This window comes from Pseudoclavibacter sp. CFCC 13611 (assembly GCF_008831225.1).
Classification (GTDB): domain Bacteria; phylum Actinomycetota; class Actinomycetes; order Actinomycetales; family Microbacteriaceae; genus Pseudoclavibacter_A.
The window spans coordinates 484,460-507,796 of record NZ_WBKE01000001.1 but is presented as its reverse complement, the minus strand read 5'-3'; the positions used below and the strand labels follow the sequence as shown (position 1 = coordinate 507,796).

16 protein-coding genes are annotated in these 23,337 nt (G+C 65.7%); 6 read left to right on the top strand and 10 right to left on the bottom strand.

Annotation, left to right across the window (positions count from 1 at the left end; genetic code table 11):
- The first annotated feature begins 6 nt into the window (after nucleotides 1-6).
- Together F8O08_RS02185 and F8O08_RS02180 are read left to right on the top strand one after the other, a co-directional pair.
- The gene (locus F8O08_RS02185) at nucleotides 7-645 is read left to right on the top strand and encodes a GntR family transcriptional regulator (RefSeq protein WP_192497689.1); all 639 of its coding nucleotides are present in this window, start codon (nucleotides 7-9) and stop codon (nucleotides 643-645) included.
- Nucleotides 646-853: 208 nt separating this feature from the next.
- Complete coding sequence (locus F8O08_RS02180; RefSeq protein ID WP_192497688.1) at nucleotides 854-2,140, top strand: MFS transporter; 1,287 nt, start codon at nucleotides 854-856, stop codon at nucleotides 2,138-2,140.
- A 16-nt stretch (nucleotides 2,141-2,156) separates the two neighbouring features.
- Here the strand turns inward: F8O08_RS02180 and F8O08_RS02175 are convergent, their stop codons facing one another.
- The 10 genes from F8O08_RS02175 to guaB all read right to left on the bottom strand — a co-directional run bounded on the left by F8O08_RS02175 (nucleotide 2,157) and on the right by guaB (nucleotide 19,326).
- On the bottom strand, nucleotides 2,157-4,913 hold the full coding sequence (locus tag F8O08_RS02175) for a LuxR C-terminal-related transcriptional regulator (protein WP_158042428.1): 2,757 nt from the start codon (nucleotides 4,911-4,913) through the stop codon (nucleotides 2,157-2,159).
- Between the two features lie 102 nt (nucleotides 4,914-5,015).
- Nucleotides 5,016-8,288 (bottom strand): hypothetical protein, encoded by a 3,273-nt coding sequence (locus tag F8O08_RS02170; RefSeq protein WP_158042427.1) that lies wholly within the window; start codon nucleotides 8,286-8,288, stop codon nucleotides 5,016-5,018.
- Complete coding sequence (locus F8O08_RS02165) at nucleotides 8,285-9,160, bottom strand: hypothetical protein (protein WP_158042426.1); 876 nt, start codon at nucleotides 9,158-9,160, stop codon at nucleotides 8,285-8,287. Before F8O08_RS02165 ends, F8O08_RS02170 begins: the two co-directional genes overlap by 4 nt.
- Before the next feature lie 246 nt (nucleotides 9,161-9,406).
- Nucleotides 9,407-11,044: an MFS transporter gene (locus tag F8O08_RS02160; protein ID WP_158042425.1), complete on the bottom strand. Its 1,638-nt coding sequence runs from the start codon at nucleotides 11,042-11,044 to the stop codon at nucleotides 9,407-9,409.
- Nucleotides 11,045-11,449: 405 nt separating this feature from the next.
- Nucleotides 11,450-12,052 carry a hypothetical protein gene (locus F8O08_RS02155; RefSeq protein ID WP_158042424.1) on the bottom strand — a complete coding sequence of 201 codons (603 nt, stop codon included), beginning with the start codon at nucleotides 12,050-12,052 and terminating at the stop codon, nucleotides 11,450-11,452.
- Nucleotides 12,053-13,282: 1,230 nt separating this feature from the next.
- The gene (guaA, locus tag F8O08_RS02150) at nucleotides 13,283-14,830 is read right to left on the bottom strand and encodes a glutamine-hydrolyzing GMP synthase (protein WP_225733511.1); all 1,548 of its coding nucleotides are present in this window, start codon (nucleotides 14,828-14,830) and stop codon (nucleotides 13,283-13,285) included.
- 65 nt (nucleotides 14,831-14,895) lie between these two features.
- Nucleotides 14,896-15,561: a DUF3817 domain-containing protein gene (locus tag F8O08_RS02145; protein WP_158038762.1), complete on the bottom strand. Its 666-nt coding sequence runs from the start codon at nucleotides 15,559-15,561 to the stop codon at nucleotides 14,896-14,898.
- Nucleotides 15,562-15,584: 23 nt separating this feature from the next.
- Complete coding sequence (locus tag F8O08_RS02140) at nucleotides 15,585-16,646, bottom strand: SURF1 family cytochrome oxidase biogenesis protein (RefSeq protein ID WP_158042423.1); 1,062 nt, start codon at nucleotides 16,644-16,646, stop codon at nucleotides 15,585-15,587.
- Between the two features lie 7 nt (nucleotides 16,647-16,653).
- Nucleotides 16,654-17,775 (bottom strand): GuaB3 family IMP dehydrogenase-related protein, encoded by a 1,122-nt coding sequence (locus tag F8O08_RS02135; RefSeq protein WP_158030861.1) that lies wholly within the window; start codon nucleotides 17,773-17,775, stop codon nucleotides 16,654-16,656.
- A gap of 48 nt (nucleotides 17,776-17,823) precedes the next feature.
- A complete protein-coding gene (gene guaB / locus F8O08_RS02130) occupies nucleotides 17,824-19,326 on the bottom strand; it encodes an IMP dehydrogenase (protein WP_158030860.1) in 1,503 nt (500 codons plus the stop codon).
- Nucleotides 19,327-19,501: 175 nt separating this feature from the next.
- Here guaB and F8O08_RS02125 point away from each other — a divergent pair, with 175 nt between their 5' ends.
- Genes F8O08_RS02125 through F8O08_RS02110 form a run of 4 tightly spaced genes read left to right on the top strand, consistent with a single transcriptional unit; the run spans nucleotide 19,502 to nucleotide 23,263 of the window.
- Nucleotides 19,502-20,446, top strand: a complete 945-nt coding sequence (locus F8O08_RS02125) for a branched-chain amino acid ABC transporter permease (RefSeq protein ID WP_225733506.1) — start codon at nucleotides 19,502-19,504, stop codon at nucleotides 20,444-20,446.
- A 9-nt stretch (nucleotides 20,447-20,455) separates the two neighbouring features.
- Nucleotides 20,456-21,430, top strand: a complete 975-nt coding sequence (locus F8O08_RS02120) for a branched-chain amino acid ABC transporter permease (RefSeq protein WP_158030858.1) — start codon at nucleotides 20,456-20,458, stop codon at nucleotides 21,428-21,430.
- A complete protein-coding gene (locus F8O08_RS02115) occupies nucleotides 21,423-22,529 on the top strand; it encodes an ABC transporter ATP-binding protein (RefSeq protein WP_158042422.1) in 1,107 nt (368 codons plus the stop codon). The genes F8O08_RS02120 and F8O08_RS02115 overlap by 8 nt, the downstream gene beginning before the upstream one ends.
- Nucleotides 22,526-23,263 (top strand): ABC transporter ATP-binding protein, encoded by a 738-nt coding sequence (locus F8O08_RS02110; protein WP_158030856.1) that lies wholly within the window; start codon nucleotides 22,526-22,528, stop codon nucleotides 23,261-23,263. The genes F8O08_RS02115 and F8O08_RS02110 overlap by 4 nt, the downstream gene beginning before the upstream one ends.
- Nucleotides 23,264-23,337 lie beyond the last annotated feature (74 nt).

Genomic DNA, 23,337 nt, shown 5'->3' with positions numbered 1-23,337 from the left:
CTGGTTGTGGCGGCGTTGGCGTCAGAACGCGTCTACAGCGATCTCAAAGAGCGCATCATCCTCGGCGACATTGCGGGGAACACACTGCTCAGCGAAGGCGAGATCGCCGAACAGCTCGGCGTCAGTCGCACTCCGGTGCGCGAGGCGTTCCTTCGGCTGCAGGCCGAAGGCTGGATGCATCTCTATCCCAAGCGCGGAGCCCTTGTCGAAGGCGTCGACAGCAGCGAGGGCAATGAGATTCTCGAGGCTCGTCGTCTGATCGAGTCGTGGGCGGCAAGCCGACTCGCCGCGTCTCCCGCCTTACTCAAAAAGGTGGCCGACGAGCTCGAGGCAACGCTGGTCAGCCAAGAGGCCGCACTCGCCGACGACCCCGACCTGCAGGCGTTCATCGTCGCCGATCTGCACTTTCACCAGGTTCTCGTCGAGTCGGCCGGCAATCGTATTCTGACTGCGGTATATCAGCAGCTCAGCGACCGCCAGCGTCGTATGACGGCCTATGCCGTCAAGACCGGCAGCGACCGCCCCTACCGCGTGCTCAAGCAGCATCACGATCTGCTCGAGGCGCTGCGCACCGGCGATCCACATCAGTTCGTCAAAGCGCTCGACCACCATTTCAGCGACATTCATGGAGCCAGCCCCCGTTGATCGCACGCTGAACTCAGCCCGCTTCGTCTCAGCTCGGCCGTATGCCGGGCCGACACATCCGCACTCCGCCGACTGCGACATCCGCCGCACCGGCATTCGCCACCTCAGTCGCTCGGCAGTGTCGCCGACGCAGCACCCCTGCAGCGTCGCAGAAGTCCACCAGCCATCAAGTTCGATTCGTCGAGTGAAAACGAGAAACACCACACGCATGTCTCAGCACAATCCGTCCAACGCATCCGCCGCAGCCGCACTACCGGGCCGGCACCCACGCTGGCAGCCGAAGCGCCCCGACTGGCTTGCCGCCGCCGGGGTGCTCTTCGCCGTGGCGTGGGGTGGCAACGAGTTCACCCCGCTGCTCGCGATGTATCGCATCCACGAGCACATGAGCGTGCAGAGTGTGAACGTACTGCTTGGGGCATATGTCGTGGGCATCATTCCCGCCCTGCTGATCGGCGGCCCGCTCTCTGATCTGCGCGGCCGTCGGCCGTTGATGCATCTCGCCCCTGCTCTGTCTATCGCGGGCAGCATCCTGCTGATGCTGGGCGGCGACGATCACGTGCTGCTCTTCGTCGGCCGCATCTTCTCGGGCCTCGCGCTCGGCTTGGTGATGGCAGTCGGGTCGAGCTGGATCAAAGAGCTGTCGACCAGGCCGTACTCGAATTCCGGGGATGCTGGCGCAGGTGCCCGCCGAGCCACTATGGCGCTGACGGTCGGGTTCGCTCTCGGCGCCGTCGTCGCTGCGCTGCTGGCACAGTTCACCCCGATTCCCGAGATCGCCCCCTATGCCGTGAACATCGTGCTGACCGCGGCGCTGTGGCTGATGCTGATCGGCACACCCGAGACCAACCCGACGGTCACCGGCGTGCCCCTGGGCGACGAGACCAAGGTGTCGACCAAGCACGAGTCGCTGGGGCAGGCGCTGAAGCTCAAAGAGGCGGTCTCACCGCGTTTTCTGCTCGTCGTGCTGCCGATGGCCCCGTGGGTGTTCGGCGCTGCCGCGAGTGCCTATGCCGTGCTGCCGTCGCTCGTGATGGATCAGGTGCCTGGCTTCGAGGTGGCCTTCGCCGGGATCCTCTGCTTCGTCGCACTGAGCTTCGGCGTGCTCAGCCAGCAGATGGCTCGCAAGTTCATCAAGCCGCACAGCCAGCGGGCCATCGCCTCGGCGATGTGCGCCGTGATCGTCGGTGTGCTGATCGCCGCGCTCTCGGCATTCACGCACAGCATGGTGATCACCGTCATCGCTGCCGCTGCCCTCGGCTTCGCATACGGCCTGCTGCTGATCGCCGGACTCCAGGAGACTCAGCGCAATGCCCGGCCGGAGCACCTCGGCGGCATGGTCGGCGTGTACTACTCGCTGACGTATCTGGGATTCTTCATTCCCGCCATTCTGTCGGCGCTGGCGCCGATGATCACCTACGGCGTCATGTTCGTGATCGGTGCGATCATCGCCGCACTGAGCGTCGTGCTCATCGTGTTCGGCACACGCAAGCACTGACTGCGCCTGAGAGGGCTCAGTCCTCCTGCTGCCCAGGCAGCGGCCGTTCGGAGTCACCGATGATTCGAGCGCGATGATCGATGCCGAGTCTCAGCAGCATGCGCTGCACGTGGCCTTCGACCGTGCGCGGTGACAGCACCAGATGTGCTGCGATCTCCCGGTTGGTGAGGTGCCGAGCCACCAGCGGAGCGATCTGCTGCTCTCGATGCGAGAACCGTGGATCGTTCCAACGCACTCTGTTCAGCAGCGGTGTGTTCACCGGCCCCGCCGCCAACAGCAGATCGTGCATTCGCCAGAGTTCTGCGTCGGATTCCGACCGCTGACCCTGCTCGCGCAGCAGCCCCGCCCGTGCTGCCAGTGCCTCGGCCTGCGGGACGATCCGCCCCACCGCCCCGAAGGCCTCGGCAGCACGCCCGATCATCGCTGCATCTCCGAGCGCCCTGCCCTGCACAAAGAGCACCATCGCGCGCGCCAGCTCGCCGTCGAGTTCGTCTGCCTGCCGCTCGGCCAGTTCAGCAGACTCGGTCGTGACCGGTCCCGGCAGCAGGCGAGCTCGATCGTGCAGCAGCTGCAGAGCCGCCCATGCGTGTCTGTGTGCAGTCTCGACCTCGATCGCCGCATCATAGGCTGCGCGCACCGCGTCCCAGTCTCCGAGCATGCTCTGCTGGCCGTCGCCGTCCGAACCCGCAATGCGATCGGCTCGCCACGTGCGCATGGCATGAGTGAGCAGATCTCGGCGCACGATGTCCATGCGAAACATCCGCGAGACGCCGTAAGACCGTGCGCCCTCCCGCTTCGGCACTCCTCGCCGGGGCTCAGCCGCATATGACAGGTCGTCAGCCGGTGGCGGTCCCTCATCGAGCTGCAGCTGCACGGCTTCGAGCGCAGACTCCGCGTAGGCGGCGAGCCCGGTCGGATCGGAGTCGTCGAGCAGCACCAACCCCTGTCGCAGCATCCGCCGCCCCGCGCGCAGATCACCCGTCTCGCTCGCGATCACCCCGAGTCCCAGCGACGCATTCGCATTGCTGACCGAGGTCACTGCCATCCCGTTGAGCACCATCGCTGCAGACTGCGCCGCCCAGGGGCGGCGGTGGCTGAGCAGCCCGAGCACGTGTGCGTGGGTCAGATCGTTCGCAATCCATCGGTCGATGCGGCTGGCCTGCACAGACATCTCGGCGATCGCCGATTCCACCCGTTCTACTCGTACGAGTGGCACGCCAGACTCGAGCCCGGCCAGAAGCGCATACGCACATGCGAGCCAACGCAGCCGTGAGGGGGCAGCAGGATCGGCTGCCAGCGCATCGAGCTGCGAGACGTCGACCATCTGTCCCTGTCGCACTCCACGCACCGCGTTCAGCAGCCGCACTGCGGCCGCGTCGACACCGGTATGCACCGTCTCCGACTCGTCGAACCACAGCCCGGCGAACGCCGCCGTCAACGGATCGCCCAACTGGCCGACCATCGCACGCGCGCCATCCTCATGGCCTGTGCGCAGCAGAGCGTAAGCCAGTTGGAACCGTGCCTCATCGAGCTCCGCACTGCTGAGCTCGTCACTGCCAATCACCTGCTGAAGCAGCGGCACCGAGGCATCGAGCGCCCCGCCTTCGACAAAGGCGCCGACAGCCGCGAGCAGCTCTGCGGCAGAGACCGTCTCAGGCTCGAGATCAAGGCGCTGCCTGATCACCTCGGCCTCGTTGTTCGGTCCCCACGCTGAGCGCAGCACCGCTGGCACATTGTCCAGATGCCGCAGCGCGCGATGTCGAGCGGCCCGCCCCGAGACGTCGAGCAGCGTCTGCCGAGTCACCTCGGGGCTCACCGACAGCCGTTGACCGCTCACGCCGAATCCGTCATGCTGCTGCAACAGGCCGTCGGCCAGACTGCGGTCGACCACGGCGGGTGCGCTGAGCACCTCGACGGAGCGCACCGGCAGGTCGCCGGCCATGGCGATCGCGAGCAGCAGCTCGACCTCGGCGTCGTCTCGACTGCGCAGCAGCCGTCGCAGGTGTTCCCGCAACCTGTGCCCGACCGACACCCCGTCGCGCAGCAGCCGGATGCCGCGAACGACCCGCCACCCGTCGGCGTCGTCGAGATCTGCGAGCACCGCATCGAGCAGCTCCGGGTTGCCCGCGGTGAGGGCGTGCAGCTGGGCCGCCGCCTGCCAATGCGTCTCGCCGCCGAGATGAGCATCGACGATCTCACGCGTCTCGTCGCCGTCGAGGGCCGCGAGCCGCCACGAAACGGCGTCCGACCGACGCGTTCGCTCGTAGAGCGGTTCAGGCAGCGCGGCGCGATCTCGTGTCGTGATGAGCAGCGCGATGGCAGCTGCGTCGGCGGCCTCCGCGATCAACGCGGCGGATGCCGGATCGAGCCCGTCCGCGTTCTCAAGTCGAAGCACAAGGCCGGGTTCGCTGAGCGCTTCCAGCGCATGGAGGATGGCACGGTCGTCCCCGCCTCGTTCGATGGTGGCGAGGTCGACCCGCTCGAGTCGAGCCTCGCGTGCTGCGCGCAGCAGCTGCCGTCGAAGCCATCTCCGGTCGGTCTGAGCGTCGCCAGATGAGACGACGCCTGGCGAGACTTGGAGCGTGAACACCCTCGAGTCGGGGTGGGCAGAGTCCTGTGTCCGCATCCGCCGCTGCACCTCGGCGGCGACCAGCGTCTTGCCGACGCCGGAGGCTCCGGTGATGAGCACTGTGCGATCAGGTGTCTGCAGCGCACGACGGGCGAGCTGATCGGCAAGTTCGGCTCGCCGTCGGGTGAGTGTCTGAATCGCCACAGTGCGAGGTTCCGTTCTGATCGAGGGTGTGCGAATGCGCCCTCTCCCCCAAGTGCATCTGCACAGGGATTGTAAACCCTCGACCAGAGCGAATGGCGACGATCACTGCGGCAGGTCCATCTTTCCCTCTCCGTGCCAGATGTCGAGCCGTCGAGAGAATTCGACCAGCAGGAACGACTTCAGGCGAAAGTCGACCACAGGAATGCGAATTTCGGCCGATCCCTGGGCACCGGCTGCCAGGTAGGCTGACGCCGAGTACTTCAGCCGGTTGAAGGGCTGGCCGTCCACGACCCCCTGCTCCCACGCTCCCTGTGCAGTCGCTCCCGCGGCAAGGCTCAGCTCGGCCTGCAGTCCGAGTGCCCCGTACAGCAGCACTCCCGCTTCGAGTGACGGCCCTGCCGAGGCGTCGATCTTGACCGACTTTGTCATGGTCACACCAGAACTGGTGGCTTTGACCGGGTCTCCGGACTTCTCCGTGACGGCGACCTTCGTCACTTTTCCATTTGCATAGGTGAAGCCGTACCTTGATTTGGTGGTGGTGGAGCCCGACATGATCAGGCTTCCCGTCAACGAGATCTGAGCGCCGACGTTGACATTCACATACGGTTTGAAAATGACCGGAACAGGGCCGGCCATCACGGTGATCGCCGAGATGGGCAGCTTCACGAGACGATACTTCGCCTTCGCCGAGGCACTCGCCTTCAGCCATGCTTTCAGTGAGTAGCTCACCTTCGTCTGATTCTCGATGATCGCATGCAGGTCTTTGACGAACGGCTTGGGCACCCACCCCCATCGGAGTCCGACTTTCAGCCCGACGTCGACACCGAGCGTCATTTCGCCAGTGAACCCGAGAGAGACTCCTCCGTCGAGCGCAGTCTTGGCCTCCCGTGAGGCTCGTTCCTGTGGAGCGAGCTGGGAGATGTCTTTCACGTCATCGACCAGTACGTCTCCCCCGAAGGGGTCTTTCTTGGTGTCCCAGGCAAGCTGGACGGTGGCCTTGAAGCCCTGTTCGACGTGCGCTCCGACGCCGTCACTCAGCGACCCGTGCTCGTCAGAAGACTCCGGACACACCGGAGCGGTCTGATCCTGTCGACCGGTCAGGTCGTCGTCCACGTTCTCAGTGACCGTGCAGTCGGTCGTCTCGTGGCCTTGGCTGCCCGACGACACGTCGACGGAGGGCACGACCTGCAGCGGCTGCACGCCCTCGCCAGACGCCGGTCGTTCAATGGTGACCGGGTCGCTGTCGGCAACTGGCTGCGACGCGGTCTCGGCTTTCACCTTCGCGGGGTCGACCAAGGGTGCCGTGTCGGTCTGCTGCGCGACATCCACCTGTTGGAAGACATCGGTCAGAGCAGCATCGGCAGTATGCACCCGCCAACCCTGTGGAGTGCGATCGATCGACTGCACCGTGCGCAGCACACCGCTCTGTTCTGCGTCGATCGAGCCAGTGACGAACACGTCGCCCGGCGCGAACGGCGGCTGGTCGGTGACCAGCACGCTGTCGGCCTGCACCTCGTCGATCTGCGCAGACGAGCTGCTCGGATTCTCCTCGAGCAGGCCGTTGCCCGGGGTCCCCCCAGTCTGGTCGGGCGCGGCCAGCGCATCCTCGGCCTTGACGAACGTGCCGCTGCGCAGCACCCAGGCGTCATTGGACACCATCGGCGTCGACGTATCGCTCTGCAGTTCGATGTGCAGGGTGATCTCCTGTGTGGCAAGCGTTCCGTCGGCGTCCTTGCCCACAGCGGTGAACACGTAGTCGCCGCCTTGGGGCGCACTCACCTCTGCCTGCCAGGCGAGCGTCTCGGGGTGATCGGGGTCAGGGGCGACCTCTGCCGTGGCGACCAGACTGGGAGCACCGCCAGACGCCTTGCGCGCATGGATCTCAATGCGGTCGAGCGAGCTCTGCCCCTGTGTATAGAGCCCCTGCATCGTGAACGTCGCGCTGTGCTCAAGGTGCTGCGTGCTGCCATTATCAGGGCTCGTGATGAGCATGCGATCGTTCTCGTCCGGGCGAACGTCTGAACCGTCGTGATCTCTGAGCACATACTGCCGCACGGTCAGAGTGACGTCGGCTGCGCCCTCTCGCATCGTGATGACTCCGCCGACGACGGGCACGATCATCAGCTCGCTCTCAGTCCTCTGCGGCTGTACGGCGAGCCCCCGCCCACGACCAAGGTAGAAGTCGCCGACCTCGAGCTGGCTGCGGGTCGTGACCCCTGTGACGTCGGCCTGCACGAACGCGAACGCCGCGTCGCTCGGAGCCCCGGTGAGGTCGATTGCCTGCGCATCTCCGGCCTCGACGTGATAGCTGCGAGGCTGACCGTCGCCCGGCTCGTCGCTGCGCACCGCAGCCGCGCCGAGGCTCATCAGCCCGGAGCCGGCGTTGAGCGTCTCGGCGTTCTGGCCGCCGTTGTCGACCCAGCCGCGCACGGCGGCGCGCACGCTGGTCGGCTGTTCGGTCTCGATCGTCACGTTGCCCTGTGCGTCGGGGTCTGCGAACACGTTGAGCACGTCCTCCCCCGGCGAGGTCTGCAGACGCTGGCCGGCGACGGTGACCGTCTGCCCGACGTTCGACTGCAGACGGATGCTCAGCGACACCGAGCGCACACCGGCGCTCGGCACCCCGCCCTGACCGGTGACGCCGAACGTCAGCGATCCGCCGAGCCCGGACGTCGGGGCGGACGCCCCCAGCATCCCCGGCTCGGTCTCGCCGGGCACGGCACGCAGCTGCGGCGCGCTTGTACCCACGGCCGCATCGGCGCGCACCACAGGCTGGTCGACCGCCTGAAGCCCGCCGGGTGTTCCGGTCTTGCTGCTGAACGTGGCCATCTTCTCGATGCGCAGATTCGTCTCGGTGGTCGTATGCAGCGCGATCGCCTTGTTCTGCACGGGCATGACGACCATCGTGCTGCGGCTCTCGCCTGCTGGCACAGACAAGAAGGCGTCGCCGCCGGCGAGCACTTGGGTCGGCGCACCGCCCGGTGCACCCGGTGCGGTGAGCACCGTCACGCGCACGACGGCATCCTGTGGGTCGGTCTCGGCGGGAGTGCCCTGGGCAGCGAGCTCCAGCGGCACGGACACGTCTGCGCCGGCGGTGTGAAAGCTGCGCACGGGAGCGGCACCGTCTGCCACTTTCGGCCATTTGCCGGCTTCGGTGTCGACCATCGGAATGTACGTTTCACCCGGCCCCATGGTTGAGACGCCCGTCGCCGGGGTCAGCGGCGTGTCGTTCGGGTTGGTCGAGGTGTCGGCCGCGGCGAGCGATGCCTGGCTGAGGCCGACTGCGAGGGCTACGCCCGCCGCGACCAGCGTCTGGGCCAGCGTGCGGATGCGATGTGTGCGAACGAGTGCAGAGGTATCGGTGCGGTGTCTCATCGGTCGTTCTCCTGATCGGTGTTCGTCGGATGTGACGCCGCGCTGGCCTCGATCGTGCGTCGGCGGTTTGCCCAGAGCAGTGCGAGCCCTGCGATCAGCAGGGCGGCGACGATGCCGAGGGTCCAGCCGATGGCGATGCCGGTGCGCGCGAGGGCTCCGTCGTTGGCGGTGTCTGCAGCAGAGTCATGCGCGGCATCGGAGTCGGAGTTCGAGCCGTCGGTGGCCTTCTCTGCCCCACCCGCGTTCTGGCCACCGCCGTGGTCGGGATCTTCGCATGCCCCGTCATCCGGCCCAGGTTCGTCAAGCGCGAGCGGCATCATGCGCTGTTGCGCATCGACCCAGACGCCGTTCTGGTCGAGTGTGGTCAGTGCGACGGTCGACTGCTCGAGATCCGTCTGCGGCGTGCTGACCCGAAGCTGGTAGTCGCCGACGGTCAGCGGAGTCACGATGGTCACACCCCACGTGGTGGCGTGCACTGATGCAGAGGCATCGCCCGAGCCGGAGCCCGCAGTGCCGTCGATCACGGTCGTCGCGGGAGCCCCATCCGCGCCCTCTTTCTCGAGCGTGATGTGCAGTTGTGCCGGATCGAGGTCGGAGCGCTCGATGTCGATCCATGCAGAGGTGACTTCCTGCCGATCGACGACCAGCGACGCTGTTCCTCGACGCAGAGAACTCACTGTTGCGGCATCCGCTGTTTCACTCTTCGAGAGCGCGCACAGCACCTGCTGCGTGCTCTGCGTCGTGAGCAGCTGATCGGGGTGTCTGCTGTCGTCTTCGGCAAATGCGGCAGGGGCGGTCGATGTCACTGCAGCCGGGCCGCAGAGCAGTGCCCCGGCGGCAAACAGGGCGATTCGATGAAGGTGTCTTCTCATAGGTGAACTCCTCGGAAGTCTCGACAGCCTGAAGTCGGCTGCCAAAGGCATTCGTGATCAAGTGAGTTCAGTGTGCCGGGCGATTCATCGGTTCTGACCCGGTTCAGGCCCGGTCACGTAGGGGTCTGCGGCAAATCGAGTACCCCATCAGCGCAGACAGCGACTGCTCAGCGCAGAAGCGGCGTCAGAAGTCACTTCTGCACTGAGCAGTCGCTCACGTGCGCCCGATACGCGCCCCGCGTGCTGTCAGGCGCTCACGCCTCGCGCTTTGCGCGTTCCGGGCAGAACCGCCAGCGAGATCACCACGAATGCGAGCACGAGCACGAATCCGTGCAGAATCCCGAAGTGCTCGGCCAGCATGCCCAAAGCGGGGGGCCCAGCGAGCGAAGCCGAGTACCCGAAGATCGAGACCATGCTCACCCGGCGGGTCGCATCCGTCGGATGGTCGGCGGCCAGCGACATGCCGACCGGGAACCCGAGCGACGCACCCAGCCCCCACAGCGCGGTCGCCACGAAGATCAGCGGCGTTCCCGCGCCGAAGATGAATGTGGCCAGCCCGATCGATGCGATCGTGGCGCAGCCGAGCAGCACTCGCGTCGTGCCCAAACGGTCGACGAGAGGGCCTCCCACGAGGCGGCCGAGCGTCATCGCCGAGACGAACGTCGCGTACACCAGTGCCGCAGCAGAGTGATCGAGGCCGTGCCCCTCGACCGCCGCGAGGCTGAGCCAGTCGTTGGCCGAGCCCTCGACGAATGACATGCCGACCATCATCACACCGATGAGCAGCAGCCGTCGGTCAGCCAGCAGCCCGAAGCGTGCGCGCAGTCGTGCCCGCATGCCGGTTGATGCCTCGCCCTCGCCCGAGTCCACAGACAGTCGCGCAGCGCTGCCGGCACCGTTCTGTGCCGCATGGGCGGTCGACGAACCACGTGCATCGGGGGCCTCGAAATGGATGCGCTGCGGAGCCGACGCGCCCGGCACTGTCCGCAGTGTGCCCAGGCCGGCGACGAGCAGGAACACCGCCGCCAGAGCGAGGTACGGCAGCAGGCCCGTGCCGCGCGAGGCGGCAAGCGCACCGACGAGTGCGCCGGTGATCGTGCCCGCGCTGTAGCAGGCGTGCATCATCGGCAGAATCGTGCGGCCGACGCGCTTCTCGACGGTAGTGCCTTCGAGGTTCATCGTGACCGATGCCGAGCTCAGGCTGAATCCGAAGAGCATCAGCGCCGCGAAGGCGAATCCGGTCTGCGCGAACACATCGACTGCCACGCCGATCGCGGTGAGGCCGAGCCCGATGCCGATGATCGCGGCGGTGAGCATGCGTCGCGCGCCGAGGCGGCCGATCAGCCCCGGTGCCACGGCGAGCCCGGTGATCGAACCGCTCGAGAGTCCGACGAGCAGAATCGCGACGCCGCCGCTGCCGATGCCGAGCTGTGCGCTCACTTCGGGGATGCGCGCGACCCAGACCGCCGTCGCCACCCCCGCGAGCGCGAAGATCACGCAGATCGCATTGCGCCAGGCTGCGAGTGTGCTGTGTCGTGTGGTGACGGCGAAGTCGAACAGGCGGTGTGCGGCGGATGCCGTGGCAGCGACCCCGCTCGCCACGCGCCGCGAGGGTGCGCCGGCACGGTCGGCGATGCGTGTGATGTCGATGGCGCGAGTGTCGACCGAGCGCTCGTGACTTATGGGAGAAGCAGCGACCGGGCGCGCGACATCGTTCGCATCGAACTCAGCGAGTTGCGACTCAGGATGCCGTGGCTCTGGGCGTCGTGACTCAGAGTGTCGTGACTCAGAGTGTCGTGGCTCAGAGCTTCTTGAGGGCGCGATCACGCGGATCGATCCGGTCAGCACGGGGATGGAGCTCGTCACGGCGGTCAGTTCGGTCACTGCTTTCCTTTCTGAATGTTCGGGTTGGGGCTGCTGCTGTCACTCCGGCGGGCGTGACGCTGTTCGGTTGTGGTGGTGGTCTGTTCGGTGTTCCGCACCCGTGGTGTTTTCGGGCGAGCGAGGGCGAGACCGAACACATCCGTGTGACCGGTTACTGCTCTGATGGATGCACAGCGCAACCCCGCGACGATGCGGTTGACTGCCTGTGAAAGAAATGACCACTGACGTTGTGATCGAGATGCCGAGCACATTCTCGGCGAATTGTTTTCGATGCTACGGCGAGGAATCCGATCGCTGCAACTGTCTACTCAGACTACTTTTTTGATCGGCGTGTCGCGCTCCGACCAGCTCGTTCACAACGCGCGCGGCGGCTCGTTTTTGTCGCTCGCTCGTCGCTCGCTCGCCTCACCGGCGCATGCCCCTCTGCACCAACGCACGCTCGACCTCGGCCACGAACTCCTGCCCTGCACGTGCATCGGTCAGCGTGCGCAGATCGGCCTGAACAACCTCGTACCCTTCGTTCCGAAGTGCCTTCAGCCGTTCCCGATCACGAGCATGCTGCGCACGCGACGTGCGGTGCTGATCCCCGTCGAATTCTGGAATCACCCTCTGCACCCGATACAGCAGATCGGCCCGCGCCAAGTGGCCTCCAGCCCGGTCGTAGATGTCGGCGTTGAGCTCAGGCTCCGGCAGCCCCGCTTCCAGCAGCAGCAGCCGAGTGAGCGATTCCATGGGCGACTGCGAGCCGTCATGCACGAGACGGGCGACCTGGCGCATCCTTCTGCAGCTTCGACCCGACAGCGACCCCGTCCACTCGACGAGCTCCCTCGGCCCGGCGAACGGCTGCCGGCCGTCTGCACGCAGCTCGGCGCGACAGACCAGAAAATCGCCGACGGCCACGAGATCAGCGTCGGAATAATGCGGCACATCGGCCAGCATCCTCCAAGTCGTCCGCACATCGCAGACCGGCAGATCGCCGAGTGTGTAGACATGAGCTGTCGGGGGCATGCGCCTGCTGCGGATGCCGCGGTGCCGCGGACGCGAAAGGGTCGCAGCCGCTGCAACGTCGAGTCCGTCGGGTTCGAGCGCCGAAGCAATCATGCTGAGAGGCAGCGGCAGGCCCCATATGATCGCCGCGGTCAGGTGGCTGAAGGCGAGCCCCGGCCTCATCAGAGGCAAATACTGCCGCGCGCGATGCGTCACTTCTGCGTAGAGGCGCTGGGATTTCGGGATCTCTGGCGGTGAACCCGCATGGTTCTGGGCCGATTCTGCTGTGCGCGTTTCGGTTCGTGCGCAGCGCACCCCTCGGTAGGGCTGTGCGAGGTCGTTTGCCCGCAGGCGAGACTGGGTGACTCCCAGGTCTCGTGCTTCTGCCACCGTGAAGGGTCGATGCCTGATCTGAATCGGCAGCGGCTGCGGTTTGGACGGTGACATGGCTTCAGCATGAGCGATCGGCCTGCCCCGGGTCTCCCCCGATCAACCCGATGTGGAGAACTTCGTGCTGCACCTGCAGCTATGCGTAACAGGTTCTGCGCACTCGGTGAGTCATCGCCAGGTTCTACACACTCGGTCAGCCATCAGCAGGGTGAGCCATCAGCAGGTTCTACGCACTCGGCGGGTCATCAACAGATTCTGCGCACTCACACCATCCAAAAGTGCCTCCACCCACCGAAAGCACAGAACACGCGACCAACAACAGCAAACACCCACAACAACTACACACTCAGTGAGCCATCAGCAGATTCTGCGCACTCAGTGGGTCATCAACAGATTCTGCGCACTCACACCATCCAAAAGTGCCTCCACCCACCGAAAGCACAGAACACGCGACCAACAACAGCAAACACCCACAACAACTACACACTCAGTGAGCCATCAGCAGATTCTGCGCACTCAGTGGGTCATCAACAGATTCTGCGCACTCACACCATCCAAAAGTGCCTCCACCCACCGAAAGCACAGAACACGCGACCAACAACAGCAAACACCCACAACAACTACACACTCAGTGAGCCATCGCCAGGTTCTACACACTCGGTGGGTCTTCAACAGATTCTGCACACTCGATCCCGCGCTTCAGGCGGCTTCTACACACTCGCACGCCGCCCCGCCCGGTTCAAGACAGAACTGCCCTGAGACACGACACCCACAAGACAAACGCACGACAGAACAGCCGAGAGACCAACAGCCCAAAACAGAAACAGACCCCGCCGCACACTGCGACGAGGCCTGCCTGACTCACTCCCACTCGATGGTGCCCGGCGGCTTGCTCGTGACATCGAGAACCACTCGGTTGATCTCACGCACCTCGTTCGTGATGCGGTTCGAGATCACTGACAGCACGTCGTACGGCAGCCGCGACCAGTCAGCCGTCATCGCGTCTTCGCTCGACACCGGGCGCAGCACGATCGGATGCCCATACGTGCGCCCGTCACCCTGCACACCCACCGAATGCACATCGGCCAGCAGCACCACCGGGCACTGCCAGATCTGATCGTCGAGCCCTGCCTTGGTGAGCTCCTCGCGCGCGATCGCGTCGGCCTCGCGCAGAATGTCGAGGCGCTCCTGCGTGATCTCGCCGATGATGCGGATGCCCAGGCCGGGCCCGGGGAACGGCTGACGGCTGACAATGACCTCGGGTACGCCCAGCTCGCGACCGATCGAGCGAACCTCGTCTTTGAACAGCGACCGCAGCGGCTCGACGAGTTTGAACTGCAGATCATCGGGCAGGCCGCCCACGTTGTGGTGGCTCTTGATGTTGGCCGCACCTTCGCCGCCGCCTGATTCGACAACATCGGGGTAGAGCGTGCCCTGCACCAGGAATTTGATCTCTTCGCCGTCGGCCGAGGCCTCATTCTGCAGGTCGCGAGCCGCACGCTCGAACGTGCGGATGAACTCGCGGCCGATGATCTTGCGCTTGCGCTCCGGCTCGCTGACGCCCTTCAGCGCAGTCAGGAACTGCTCCGACGCGTCGATCGTCACCAGACGGATGCCGGTCGCGGCGACGAAGTCCTCCTGAACCTGCTTGACCTCATCTTTGCGCAGCAGACCGTGGTCGACGAAGATGCAGGTCAGCTGATCGCCGACCGCACGCTGCACCAAAGCCGCGGCGACAGCCGAGTCGACGCCGCCCGACAGCCCGCAGATCACCTTGCTCGCACCGACCTGGGCACGAATCTTCGCGACCTCCTGGTCGATCACGTTCTCGCTGGTCCACTCCGGCTTCAGCCCGGCGCCGTGATACAGAAAGTTCTCGAGCGCCTGCTGGCCGAGCGGAGTGTGCTGCACCTCGGGATGCCACTGCACGCCGAAGAGTCGACGGCCGCGATCCTCGATCGCCGCCACGGGCGCGCCTACGGTCGACGCCAGCACGTCGAACCCCTCGGGCGCGGTCTTCACCGCGACGCCGTGGCTCATCCACACCGACTGCTTCGCAGGAGAGCCCTCGAGCAGCGTGCCTGCTTCGTGAATCTCAGACTCGGTGTGTCCGTACTCGCCCACCGCCGCCTGATCGACGATGCCGCCGAGCGCATACGACATGGCCTGAAAGCCGTAGCAGATGCCGAACACCGGCACGCCGGCTTCGAACAGCGCGCGGTCGACGTGCGGGGCGCCCTCTTCGAAGACGCTCGCGGGGCCGCCCGAGAGGATGATCGCCGCAGGCTTCTTCGCGAGGATCTTCTCGACGCTCCAAGTGTGCGGCACGACCTCGGAGTACACATGCGCCTCGCGCACGCGCCGTGCGATCAGCTGCGCATACTGCGCGCCGAAATCGATGACGAGCACCGTGGGTGTCGTCGCGTCAGCGCCTGCCTCGTTCGAGGCCGCTGCCGCAGTGGGGGTCTGCTGGGTCACTTCGTCTCGCTGCTTTCGTCGGTGTCGGTCGTGGTCTGTGCGGCGTCGCCTGAGGTCTGACGGATGCCGTGCTCGCCCGGCTGCGTCGCCGGATGACGGGCGTCGGCCGCGTTCTCAGCGGCTGCGCCAGGTGCAGCGGTCGTTGCCGCACGGGCCTCGTCATCGGCGACCTGCTTGCGCAGTGCCAGGATGGCCTCGTCGTGAGCCTCGGCACGGGCGTTGTGCTCGGCAAGATCTTTACGCGCAGCGCGCGACATGCGGTGCTCGACGAAGAACGAGAGGAACGGGACGATGCCGCCCAAGGCGATCGCGACGAAACGCCGCAGCGGCCACCGCAGCAGCGTCCACAGACGGAAGTCGCTGATCAGATAGACAACATACAGCCAGCCGTGCACGATCAGCACGCCGATCGAAAGGTTCAGACCGCCGGCGCTGTCGATGTACTCGGGCAGCGAGGGCACGAAGTTGAGCACGTGACCGCCGCCGGCGAAGACCTCGTAGCCGACGCCGAGCTCGTGATTCCACGGAATGTACTTGAGGATCATCTCGGCGCAGAGCAGCAGCAGGAACACACCGGTGATGTAGGCGAAGATGCTGTAGAACCTGATCGCACCGGGTATGCGCTGCCGATCGCGCTTCGGCAGAATCGGCTGACGGGTCATGGGTTCCATCCTAACGCGGGCGCTCATCGCACTGCGACACGACGCAGCAGCTCGAGCTGTTCGCGTTCCTGCGCGGCATATTCGAGACCGTGCTCGTACTCGTCACGGCCGAGACGCCACCACAGGAACAGAGAGAAGGCTGCGAAGACCACCCACTCGGCGGCGTAGAAGATGTTCATCCAGTTGATCTGCGCTTGAGTCGAGGGCGGCGGCGAGTAGATCGTCTGCAGGCCGCTGCCGACCACCGTGGGAACGCCGTCTGAGGCGACCAGGTACCCCTCGAACCATGGGCGGTCGTCGGTCTGCCACACGTTGATCAGTTCGGGTCCGGAGACCACCTGCGTCAGGTAGTCGGCGGCCGTGGTCTGCTGCTTCTCGACGCCTTCGAACGGCATGATGCGCCCGCTCAGCTGCAGCGGCCCTGCGCTCAGGGCCATCGCATCCCCGTCAGCGCCGGCTGCGCCGACCTCTCCTGGCGCGGCATTCGCCAAAGCCTCGGCGCGGTCACGTGTCGCTCGGGCCTGGTCGAGGTCGGGCGCCCACCCGAGGGCCACGGGCAGCACGGCTCCGGCGGGCGCTTGGGGAGCCTCCACCGAAAGGCCCACCACGACCCAGTAGCCGAGCGCGTTGCCCTCGCGGTCACGGGCCTCGCCGGTCTCACCCGACGCGTTCTGCTGGGTGCGGTTCGCAACGATCGTGGCCGTTCCCGGAAGCACCGTGCCCGACACGGTCGCACGCTGCTCGATGGCCTGCACGTTCATGGTCTGACCGGGCGTGAGCAGATCGGTGAGAGGCCGCGCGGTCTCGGTGTGACGACTGCCGTCGTCTCCCGGAGTCACCGCACGCATCGCCTGCCACCAGCCCAGCCCGAGAAACCCGGCCACGATCAGAAGCACGACGAACAGCGCGCCGAGCCACTTCGCCGTCAGCAGCACCGACAGCGTCGAGCGCGGCGGCTCTGAGAGCTCTGCCTCGAGCTCGTCGATCAGAAGATTGGCCTCGGCCGCCCCGATGCGTCGCGGCGTCTGGATGCCCGGCACAGCGGACTCCGACTGTGTGTTCGAGTCGGGCACAGATTCGGACACGTCTGGTTCAGGCCTCGTAGTGCGAGACGGTGACTGCGACCTTCTGGAACTCCTTGAGCTCGGTGTATCCGGTGGTCGACATCGACTTGCGCAGCGAGCCGATCAGGTTCGTCGTGCCGGTGGCATCGTGCGCCGGCCCAAAGAGCACCTGCTCGAGCGGCCCAACGCTGCCGACCTGCACGCGACGACCGCGGGGCAGCTCAGCGTGATGTGCCTCGGCACCCCAGTGGTAGCCGCCGCCGGGAGCCTCGTTCGCACGGGCGAGCGCCGTGCCGAGCATGACCGCGTCGGCACCGCAGGCGAAGGCCTTCGGAATGTCACCGCCGAAGCCCAGGCTGCCGTCACAGATGATGTGCACGTAACGACCGCCCGACTCGTCGAGGTAGTCGCGGCGGGCGCCGGCGACGTCGGCCACGGTGGTCGCCATCGGCGTGCGCAGGCCCAGCGTCTTCAAAGAGGATGACGTGGCGCCTCCGCCGAATCCGGCCAGCACGCCGGCCGCACCGGTGCGCATCAGATGCAGAGCAGTCGTATAGGTGCCTGCACCGCCCACGATGACCGGCACGTCGAGTTCGTAGATGAACTTCTTGAGGTTCAGCGGCTCAGTGGTCGCCGACACGTGCTCTGCCGAGACCGTCGTGCCGCGGATGACGAAGAGGTCGACGCCCGCATCGAGCACCGTCTGGTAGAACTGTTGCGTGCGCTGCGGCGAGAGCGCCCCGGCAACGGTCACGCCGGCGGCACGAATCTGCTCGAGCCGCTCAGTGATCAGCTCGGCCTTGACCGGCTCTGCGTAGACCTCCTGCAGCACCCGCCCGGCCTGATCGTCGTTGGCCTCGCGAATGCGACGGTAGGCATCGGTCGGGTCTTCGTAGCGCGTCCACAGGCCCTCGAGATCGAGCACGCCGAGCCCGCCGGCGCGCCCGAGGGCGATGACGGTCTCAGGCGAGGCGGCCGAGTCCATCGGCGCGCCGACGACAGGCAGATCGAAGTGGTAGGCGTCGATGCTCCAGTTCACCGACACGTCGCCGGCATCACGGGTGCGCCGATCGGGCACCACTGCGATGTCACTGAAGCCGTAGCCTCGCCGACCGGTTTTCGACACGCCGATCTGCACTGTCTCACTCATGATTCCTCGTTCATCCCTCGTCTGTTTGCTGCGACTGCGGCGTTCGGTCTACCGACCGTGGTAGTTCGGGGCCTCGATGACCATCTGCACATCGTGCGGGTGGCTCTCTTTGAGGCCGGCCGGCGTGATGCGCACGAACTTGCCGTTCTCTTTGAGCTGCTCGATGTTCTCGGCACCCACATAGAACATCGACTGGCGCAGACCGCCGATGAGCTGATAGGTGACGGCCTCGAGCGGGCCACGGTAGGGCACCTGCCCTTCGATGCCCTCGGGAATCAGTTTGTCGTCGCTGGGCACATCGGCCTGGAAGTAGCGGTCGCGTGCGTAGCTCGTGCGCTGGCCGCGCGTCTGCAGCGCACCCAGCGACCCCATGCCGCGGTACTGCTTGAACTGCTTGCCATGCTCGAACACGAGCTCTCCCGGGCTCTCATCGGTTCCGGCGAGCAGCGAGCCGAGCATCACAGTGTCGGCGCCGGCGACCAACGCCTTGGCGATGTCGCCCGAATGCTGCAGGCCACCATCGGCGATCAGCGGCACACCGGCCGGGATGGTCGCCTTCGACGCCTCGTAGATTGCCGACACCTGCGGCACGCCCACACCGGCGACGATGCGGGTGGTGCAGATCGAGCCGGGTCCGACGCCGACCTTGACGGCATCGACACCGGCGTCGACCAGCGCCTGCGCACCCTCGCGGGTCGCGATGTTGCCGCCCACGACCTGCACGTGTTTGGTCGCCGGGTCGGTCTTCAGACGTTTGACGATGTCGTGCTCGCCCTTCGAATCACCGTTGGCGGTGTCGGTGACGATGACGTCGACGCCGGCCTCGACCAGTGCGCAGGCGCGTTCCCAGGCATCGCCGAACACACCGATGGCCGCACCGACGAGCAGACGGCCCGAGCCGTCTTTGCTCGCGTGCGGGTACTTCTCGGCCTTGTCGAAGTCTTTGACGGTGATCAGGCCTTTGAGGTGGCCCTCGTCGTCGATCAGCGGCAGCTTCTCGATCTTGTGCGTGGCGAAGGTTCGGTAGGCCTCTTCGCGGCTGATGCCCACCTTGCCGGTGAACAGCTTGCCTTTGGTCATGACGTCTTTGACGAGGGTGTTCTCACGCTCGTCGACCGGCACCCAGCGGATGTCGCGGTTCGAGATGATGCCGACGAGCACGTTGTCCTCGTCGACCACAGGCAGGCCTGAGACCTTGAACTGGCCGCAGATGTCGTCGACCTCCTGCACCGTCGCCTCAGGAGAGGTCGACAGCGGATCGGTGATCATGCCCGACTCTGAACGCTTCACGAGGTCGACCTGGCGGGCCTGGTCTTCGATCGAGAGGTTGCGGTGCAACACGCCGATGCCGCCCTGGCGGGCCAGAGCGATCGCGAGACGTGCCTCAGTGACGGTGTCCATCGCTGATGACAGCAGGGGGATGTTGATCGACAGCTCACGGGTCAGGCGGGTCTTGGTGTTGACCTCGCTGGGAATGACGTTGGTGTGGCCGGGCAGCAGCAGCACATCGTCATAAGTGAGACCGGTGTAGGCAAAGGGGTCGTGTGCCATTTCTTCCTTCCAGACGCGGTGCGCTCAGTCTACCCCGACTCCTGTGTAACATTGGCGACACAAAAGCGAGGTAGCTTGTGTGCCACCCGTCGCAACCCCCTGAGGGTGGTGACGGTGACGCGTGCGGCATCCCACGCGTCCATCGCCAAACGGGGAGGCTCAGTTGACAACGGCCTTGACAGCAAGTGCGCTCGCTCACGCGGCGCCCACAGTCGTGCTCGCACAGGAGGGCGGCGGTTTTCTCGCCGACCAATTCGTGCCGAGCCTGATCAACGGGGTGATCTTCGGACTCATCCTCGCGCTCGCATCGATCGGGGTGTCGCTGATCTACGGAACGACGAAGCTCAACAACTTCGCACACGGTGAGCTGGTCACATTCGGCGGCTTCGTCGCCGTGACCGCGATGACCACGCTGGCGCTGCCGGCCTGGATCGCCGTGATCCTGGCCTTCGTGGTCGGCGGCGTCTTCGGCTGGGTGCAGGATGCCGCCCTCTGGAAGCCGCTGCGCAAGAAGCGAGTGGGTATCATCCCGCTGATGATCGTGAGCATCGGCCTCTCGCTCGCACTGCGCTACCTCTACGCCTTTCTCTTCGGCCCCGACCGCATCGTGATGCCGGTGTCGAGTGACGCGTGGCTCGTGCTGGGTTCGGTGCGGCTTCGCCAATGGGACGTGCTCGGTTCGCTGGTGGCCATCGTGCTACTCATCGTCACCGCGGCTCTGCTGACGAAATCCCGCATCGGCAAGGCCACGCGCGCCGTCGCCGACAACCCGGCGCTGGCATCCGCATCAGGCATCGACGTCAACCGGATCATTCGGGTGGTGTGGACGGGCGGCACCGCACTCGCGGCCGTCGCCGGCGTGCTGCTCGCGTTCTATCAGACGCAGCAGTGGGACACCGGCGCGTCGATTCTGCTGCTCATCTTCGCATCGGTCGTGCTCGGCGGTCTCGGCACCGCATACGGCGCTCTCGTCGGTGCCCTCATCATCGGCATCGCAGTGAATCTCTCCAGTCTGTTCCTGCCGGGCAGCCTCAAGTACGTCACGGCGCTCGTGATCATGATCGTGGTGCTGCTGGTTCGCCCGCAGGGCATCCTCGGTCGCAGAGAACGCATCGGATAAGGGGCAACCATGGATCTGTCGTTCATCTCACAGGCTCTCGGCGAGATCATCTCGCCGACCACGGCGGCCTACGCGCTCGCCGCACTCGGTCTTTCGATTCACTTCGGCTACACCGGGCTACTCAACTTCGGCCAGGCCGGCTTCATGGCCGTCGGCGGGTACTTCTTCGCCATCACGTCGAACACCTTCGGGGTGCCGTTCTTCGTCGGGCTGCTGTTCAGCATTCTCGGAGCCGTGCTCTTCGGGCTGCTGCTCGGCATACCGACGCTGCGCCTGCGCGCCGACTACCTCAGCATCGTGACGATCGCAGCCGCCGAGATCATCAGGCTGGTGGCCAAGACCCCGGAGCTCTCGTGGCTCACCGGCGGTTCGGCCGGCATGCAGAGCGGCTCCGACTCGTTCCAGTCGCTCAACCCGATTCCCGTCGGCCTCTATGAGATCGGCCCGCTGACCTACACCGAAGAGGATCTCTGGACGATCATCTTCGCGTGGGTCGTCGTCGCCCTCTCGATGCTCTTGGTCTGGCGTCTGGTGCGCAGCCCCTGGGGCCGCGTGGTCAAAGCCATCAGAGAAGACGAGGATGCCGTTCGCTCGCTCGGCAAGAACGTCTTCGCCTACAAGATGCAGGTGCTGATTCTCGGCGGCGTGCTGGGCGGCCTCGGAGGCATGATCTTCGTGCTGCCGCGGTCGGTGCAGCCGGACAACTTCGGCACGCAGACGACGTTCTTCCTCTGGACCATCATGCTGCTCGGCGGCGCCGCCACGGTCTTCGGCCCCATCGTCGGCTCGATGATCTTCTGGGTGGTCATCGTCGCGACCGACGGCATCGTGTCGCTGCTGGTCAGCGAAGAGATCCTGCCGATCACCGGCGTCCAAGGCGGCCAGGTGCGCTTCATCCTCGTGGGCGTCGCGCTCATGCTGCTCGTGATTTTCAGACCCCAGGGTCTGTTCGGAAAGAAGTCGGAGGTGTACTTCAATGCCTGACACTCCCCTCACACCAGTGCCCGAGCCGCAGCCGTCAGATGCCACGGTGCACGCCGTCGGCGAGACGTCGCAGGGCGGTTCGACTGTGGCAGCCTCCTCAGGTGGCGCACGCCCGATCGCAGCAGAGCCCGCCGCGCCAGGATGCAAGAAGACCGACCCGATCGTCGTCGCAGACGACATCACCCGCTCATTCGGCGGCAACACCGCCGTCGATGTGGAGCACGTCGAGATTCCGCGCGGCGTCATCACCGCACTGATCGGCCCGAACGGCGCCGGCAAGACCACGCTGTTCAACCTGCTCAGCGGCTTTGACAAGCCGAACACCGGCCGCTGGTCGTTCGACGGCACCACGCTGTCGGGCATCCCCTCGTTCAAAGTGTCGCGTCTGGGGCAGGTTCGCACCTTCCAGCTGACCAAGTCGCTGGCGATGCTGAGCGTGCTCGAGAACATGAAGCTGGGCGCCAAGGATCAGCGTGGCGAGCACTTCTGGAGCGCCTTGTGGCCGCCGGCGTGGAAGAGCCAGGAGAAGGCGATCGAGGCGAAGGCCATGGGCCTGCTCGAGAAGTTCCTGCTTGACAAGAAGAAGGACGACTACGCTGCGGCGCTCAGCGGTGGGCAGCGCAAACTGCTCGAGATGGCGCGTGCGCTGATGAGCGACCCGCAGTTCGTCATGCTCGACGAGCCGATGGCGGGTGTCAACCCGGCGCTGACGCAGTCTCTGCTCGGTCACATCGTGCGGCTGAAAGACGACGGCATGACCGTGCTCTTCGTTGAGCACGACATGCACATGGTGCAGGCGATCGCCGACTGGGTGATCGTGATGGCGGAGGGCCGCATCGTGGCCGAGGGCGAGCCAGGTGTGGTCATGCAGGATCCAGCTGTGATCGACGCATACTTGGGATCGAACAAAGATCGCGACCTCGGTGAGGTGGTGGCCGAGATCCGCGCCGAGCACCGTGCGACCGAACGGCCGCAGGACGGTGCGAGCACGGCATCCGGCGTTGACTCAGCACCGCACGCAACCGACGGTTCGCAGGTCGACGCGAGCACGGCATCCGGCGTTGACTCAGCAGACACCACCGAGGAGGACCCACGATGACCGAGCGCGTGCTTGAGACGAAGGATCTGGTCGCAGGTTACCTGCCCGGCGTGAACATTCTGAACGGGTGCAATACCTATGTCGAGCGGGGCGAACTCGTCGGCATCATCGGCCCGAACGGCGCTGGCAAGTCGACGTTGCTGAAGACAGTGTTCGGCATGGTGAGCGTGCGCTCGGGCAGCGTCGTGCTCGACGGGCGCGACATCACCGGTCTGAAGGCCGACAAGCTGGTGCGCGCCGGCGTCGGGTTCGTGCCGCAGACCGAGAATGTGTTTCCGAGTCTGACCATTCGCGAGAACCTCGAGATGGGGTGCTTTCAGAAGCCGAAGCTGTTCGGGCCGCGGCTGGAGTTCGTGACTTCGCTGTTCCCGGAGCTGTCGAAGCGTCTGGGGCAGCGTGCCGGCGGGCTCTCTGGCGGTGAGCGCCAGATGGTCGCGATGTCGCGGGCGCTGATGATGGATCCGAAGGTGCTGCTGCTCGACGAGCCCTCGGCGGGGCTGTCGCCGGTGCGGCAGGACGAGACGTTCCTGAATGTGGCGCGCATCAATGCCGCCGGGGTGTCGGTGATGTTGGTCGAGCAGAATGCGCGGCGCGCGCTGCAGATCTGCGACCGCGGATATGTACTCGATCAGGGCAAGGACGCCTACGTCGGACCTGGTCATATGCTGCTGAATGACCCGAAGGTGATCAAGCTGTACTTGGGCACCTTGGCCGAGGACCACACCGCGGGGTAGGCGTCGGGCGCGGTCGTCGCTGAATGTGTGCCGGACGGTAGCTGGGCGGTAGCCGGGCGGCAGCTGGGCGATAG

Bases quoted from the DNA above. Each gene is read 5' to 3' on its own strand.
- F8O08_RS02180 (WP_192497688.1), top strand. From the start codon at position 854: ATGTCTCAGCACAATCCGTCCAACGCATCCGCCGCAGCCGCACTACCG.
- F8O08_RS02170 (WP_158042427.1), bottom strand. From the start codon at position 8,288: ATGAGACACCGCACCGATACCTCTGCACTCGTTCGCACACATCGCATC.
- F8O08_RS02165 (WP_158042426.1), bottom strand. From the start codon at position 9,160: ATGAGAAGACACCTTCATCGAATCGCCCTGTTTGCCGCCGGGGCACTG.
- F8O08_RS02155 (WP_158042424.1), bottom strand. From the start codon at position 12,052: ATGCCCCCGACAGCTCATGTCTACACACTCGGCGATCTGCCGGTCTGC.
- F8O08_RS02145 (WP_158038762.1), bottom strand. From the start codon at position 15,561: ATGACCCGTCAGCCGATTCTGCCGAAGCGCGATCGGCAGCGCATACCC.
- F8O08_RS02135 (WP_158030861.1), bottom strand. From the start codon at position 17,775: ATGAGTGAGACAGTGCAGATCGGCGTGTCGAAAACCGGTCGGCGAGGC.
- guaB (WP_158030860.1), bottom strand. From the start codon at position 19,326: ATGGCACACGACCCCTTTGCCTACACCGGTCTCACTTATGACGATGTG.
- F8O08_RS02120 (WP_158030858.1), top strand. From the start codon at position 20,456: ATGGATCTGTCGTTCATCTCACAGGCTCTCGGCGAGATCATCTCGCCG.
- F8O08_RS02115 (WP_158042422.1), top strand. From the start codon at position 21,423: ATGCCTGACACTCCCCTCACACCAGTGCCCGAGCCGCAGCCGTCAGAT.
- F8O08_RS02110 (WP_158030856.1), top strand. From the start codon at position 22,526: ATGACCGAGCGCGTGCTTGAGACGAAGGATCTGGTCGCAGGTTACCTG.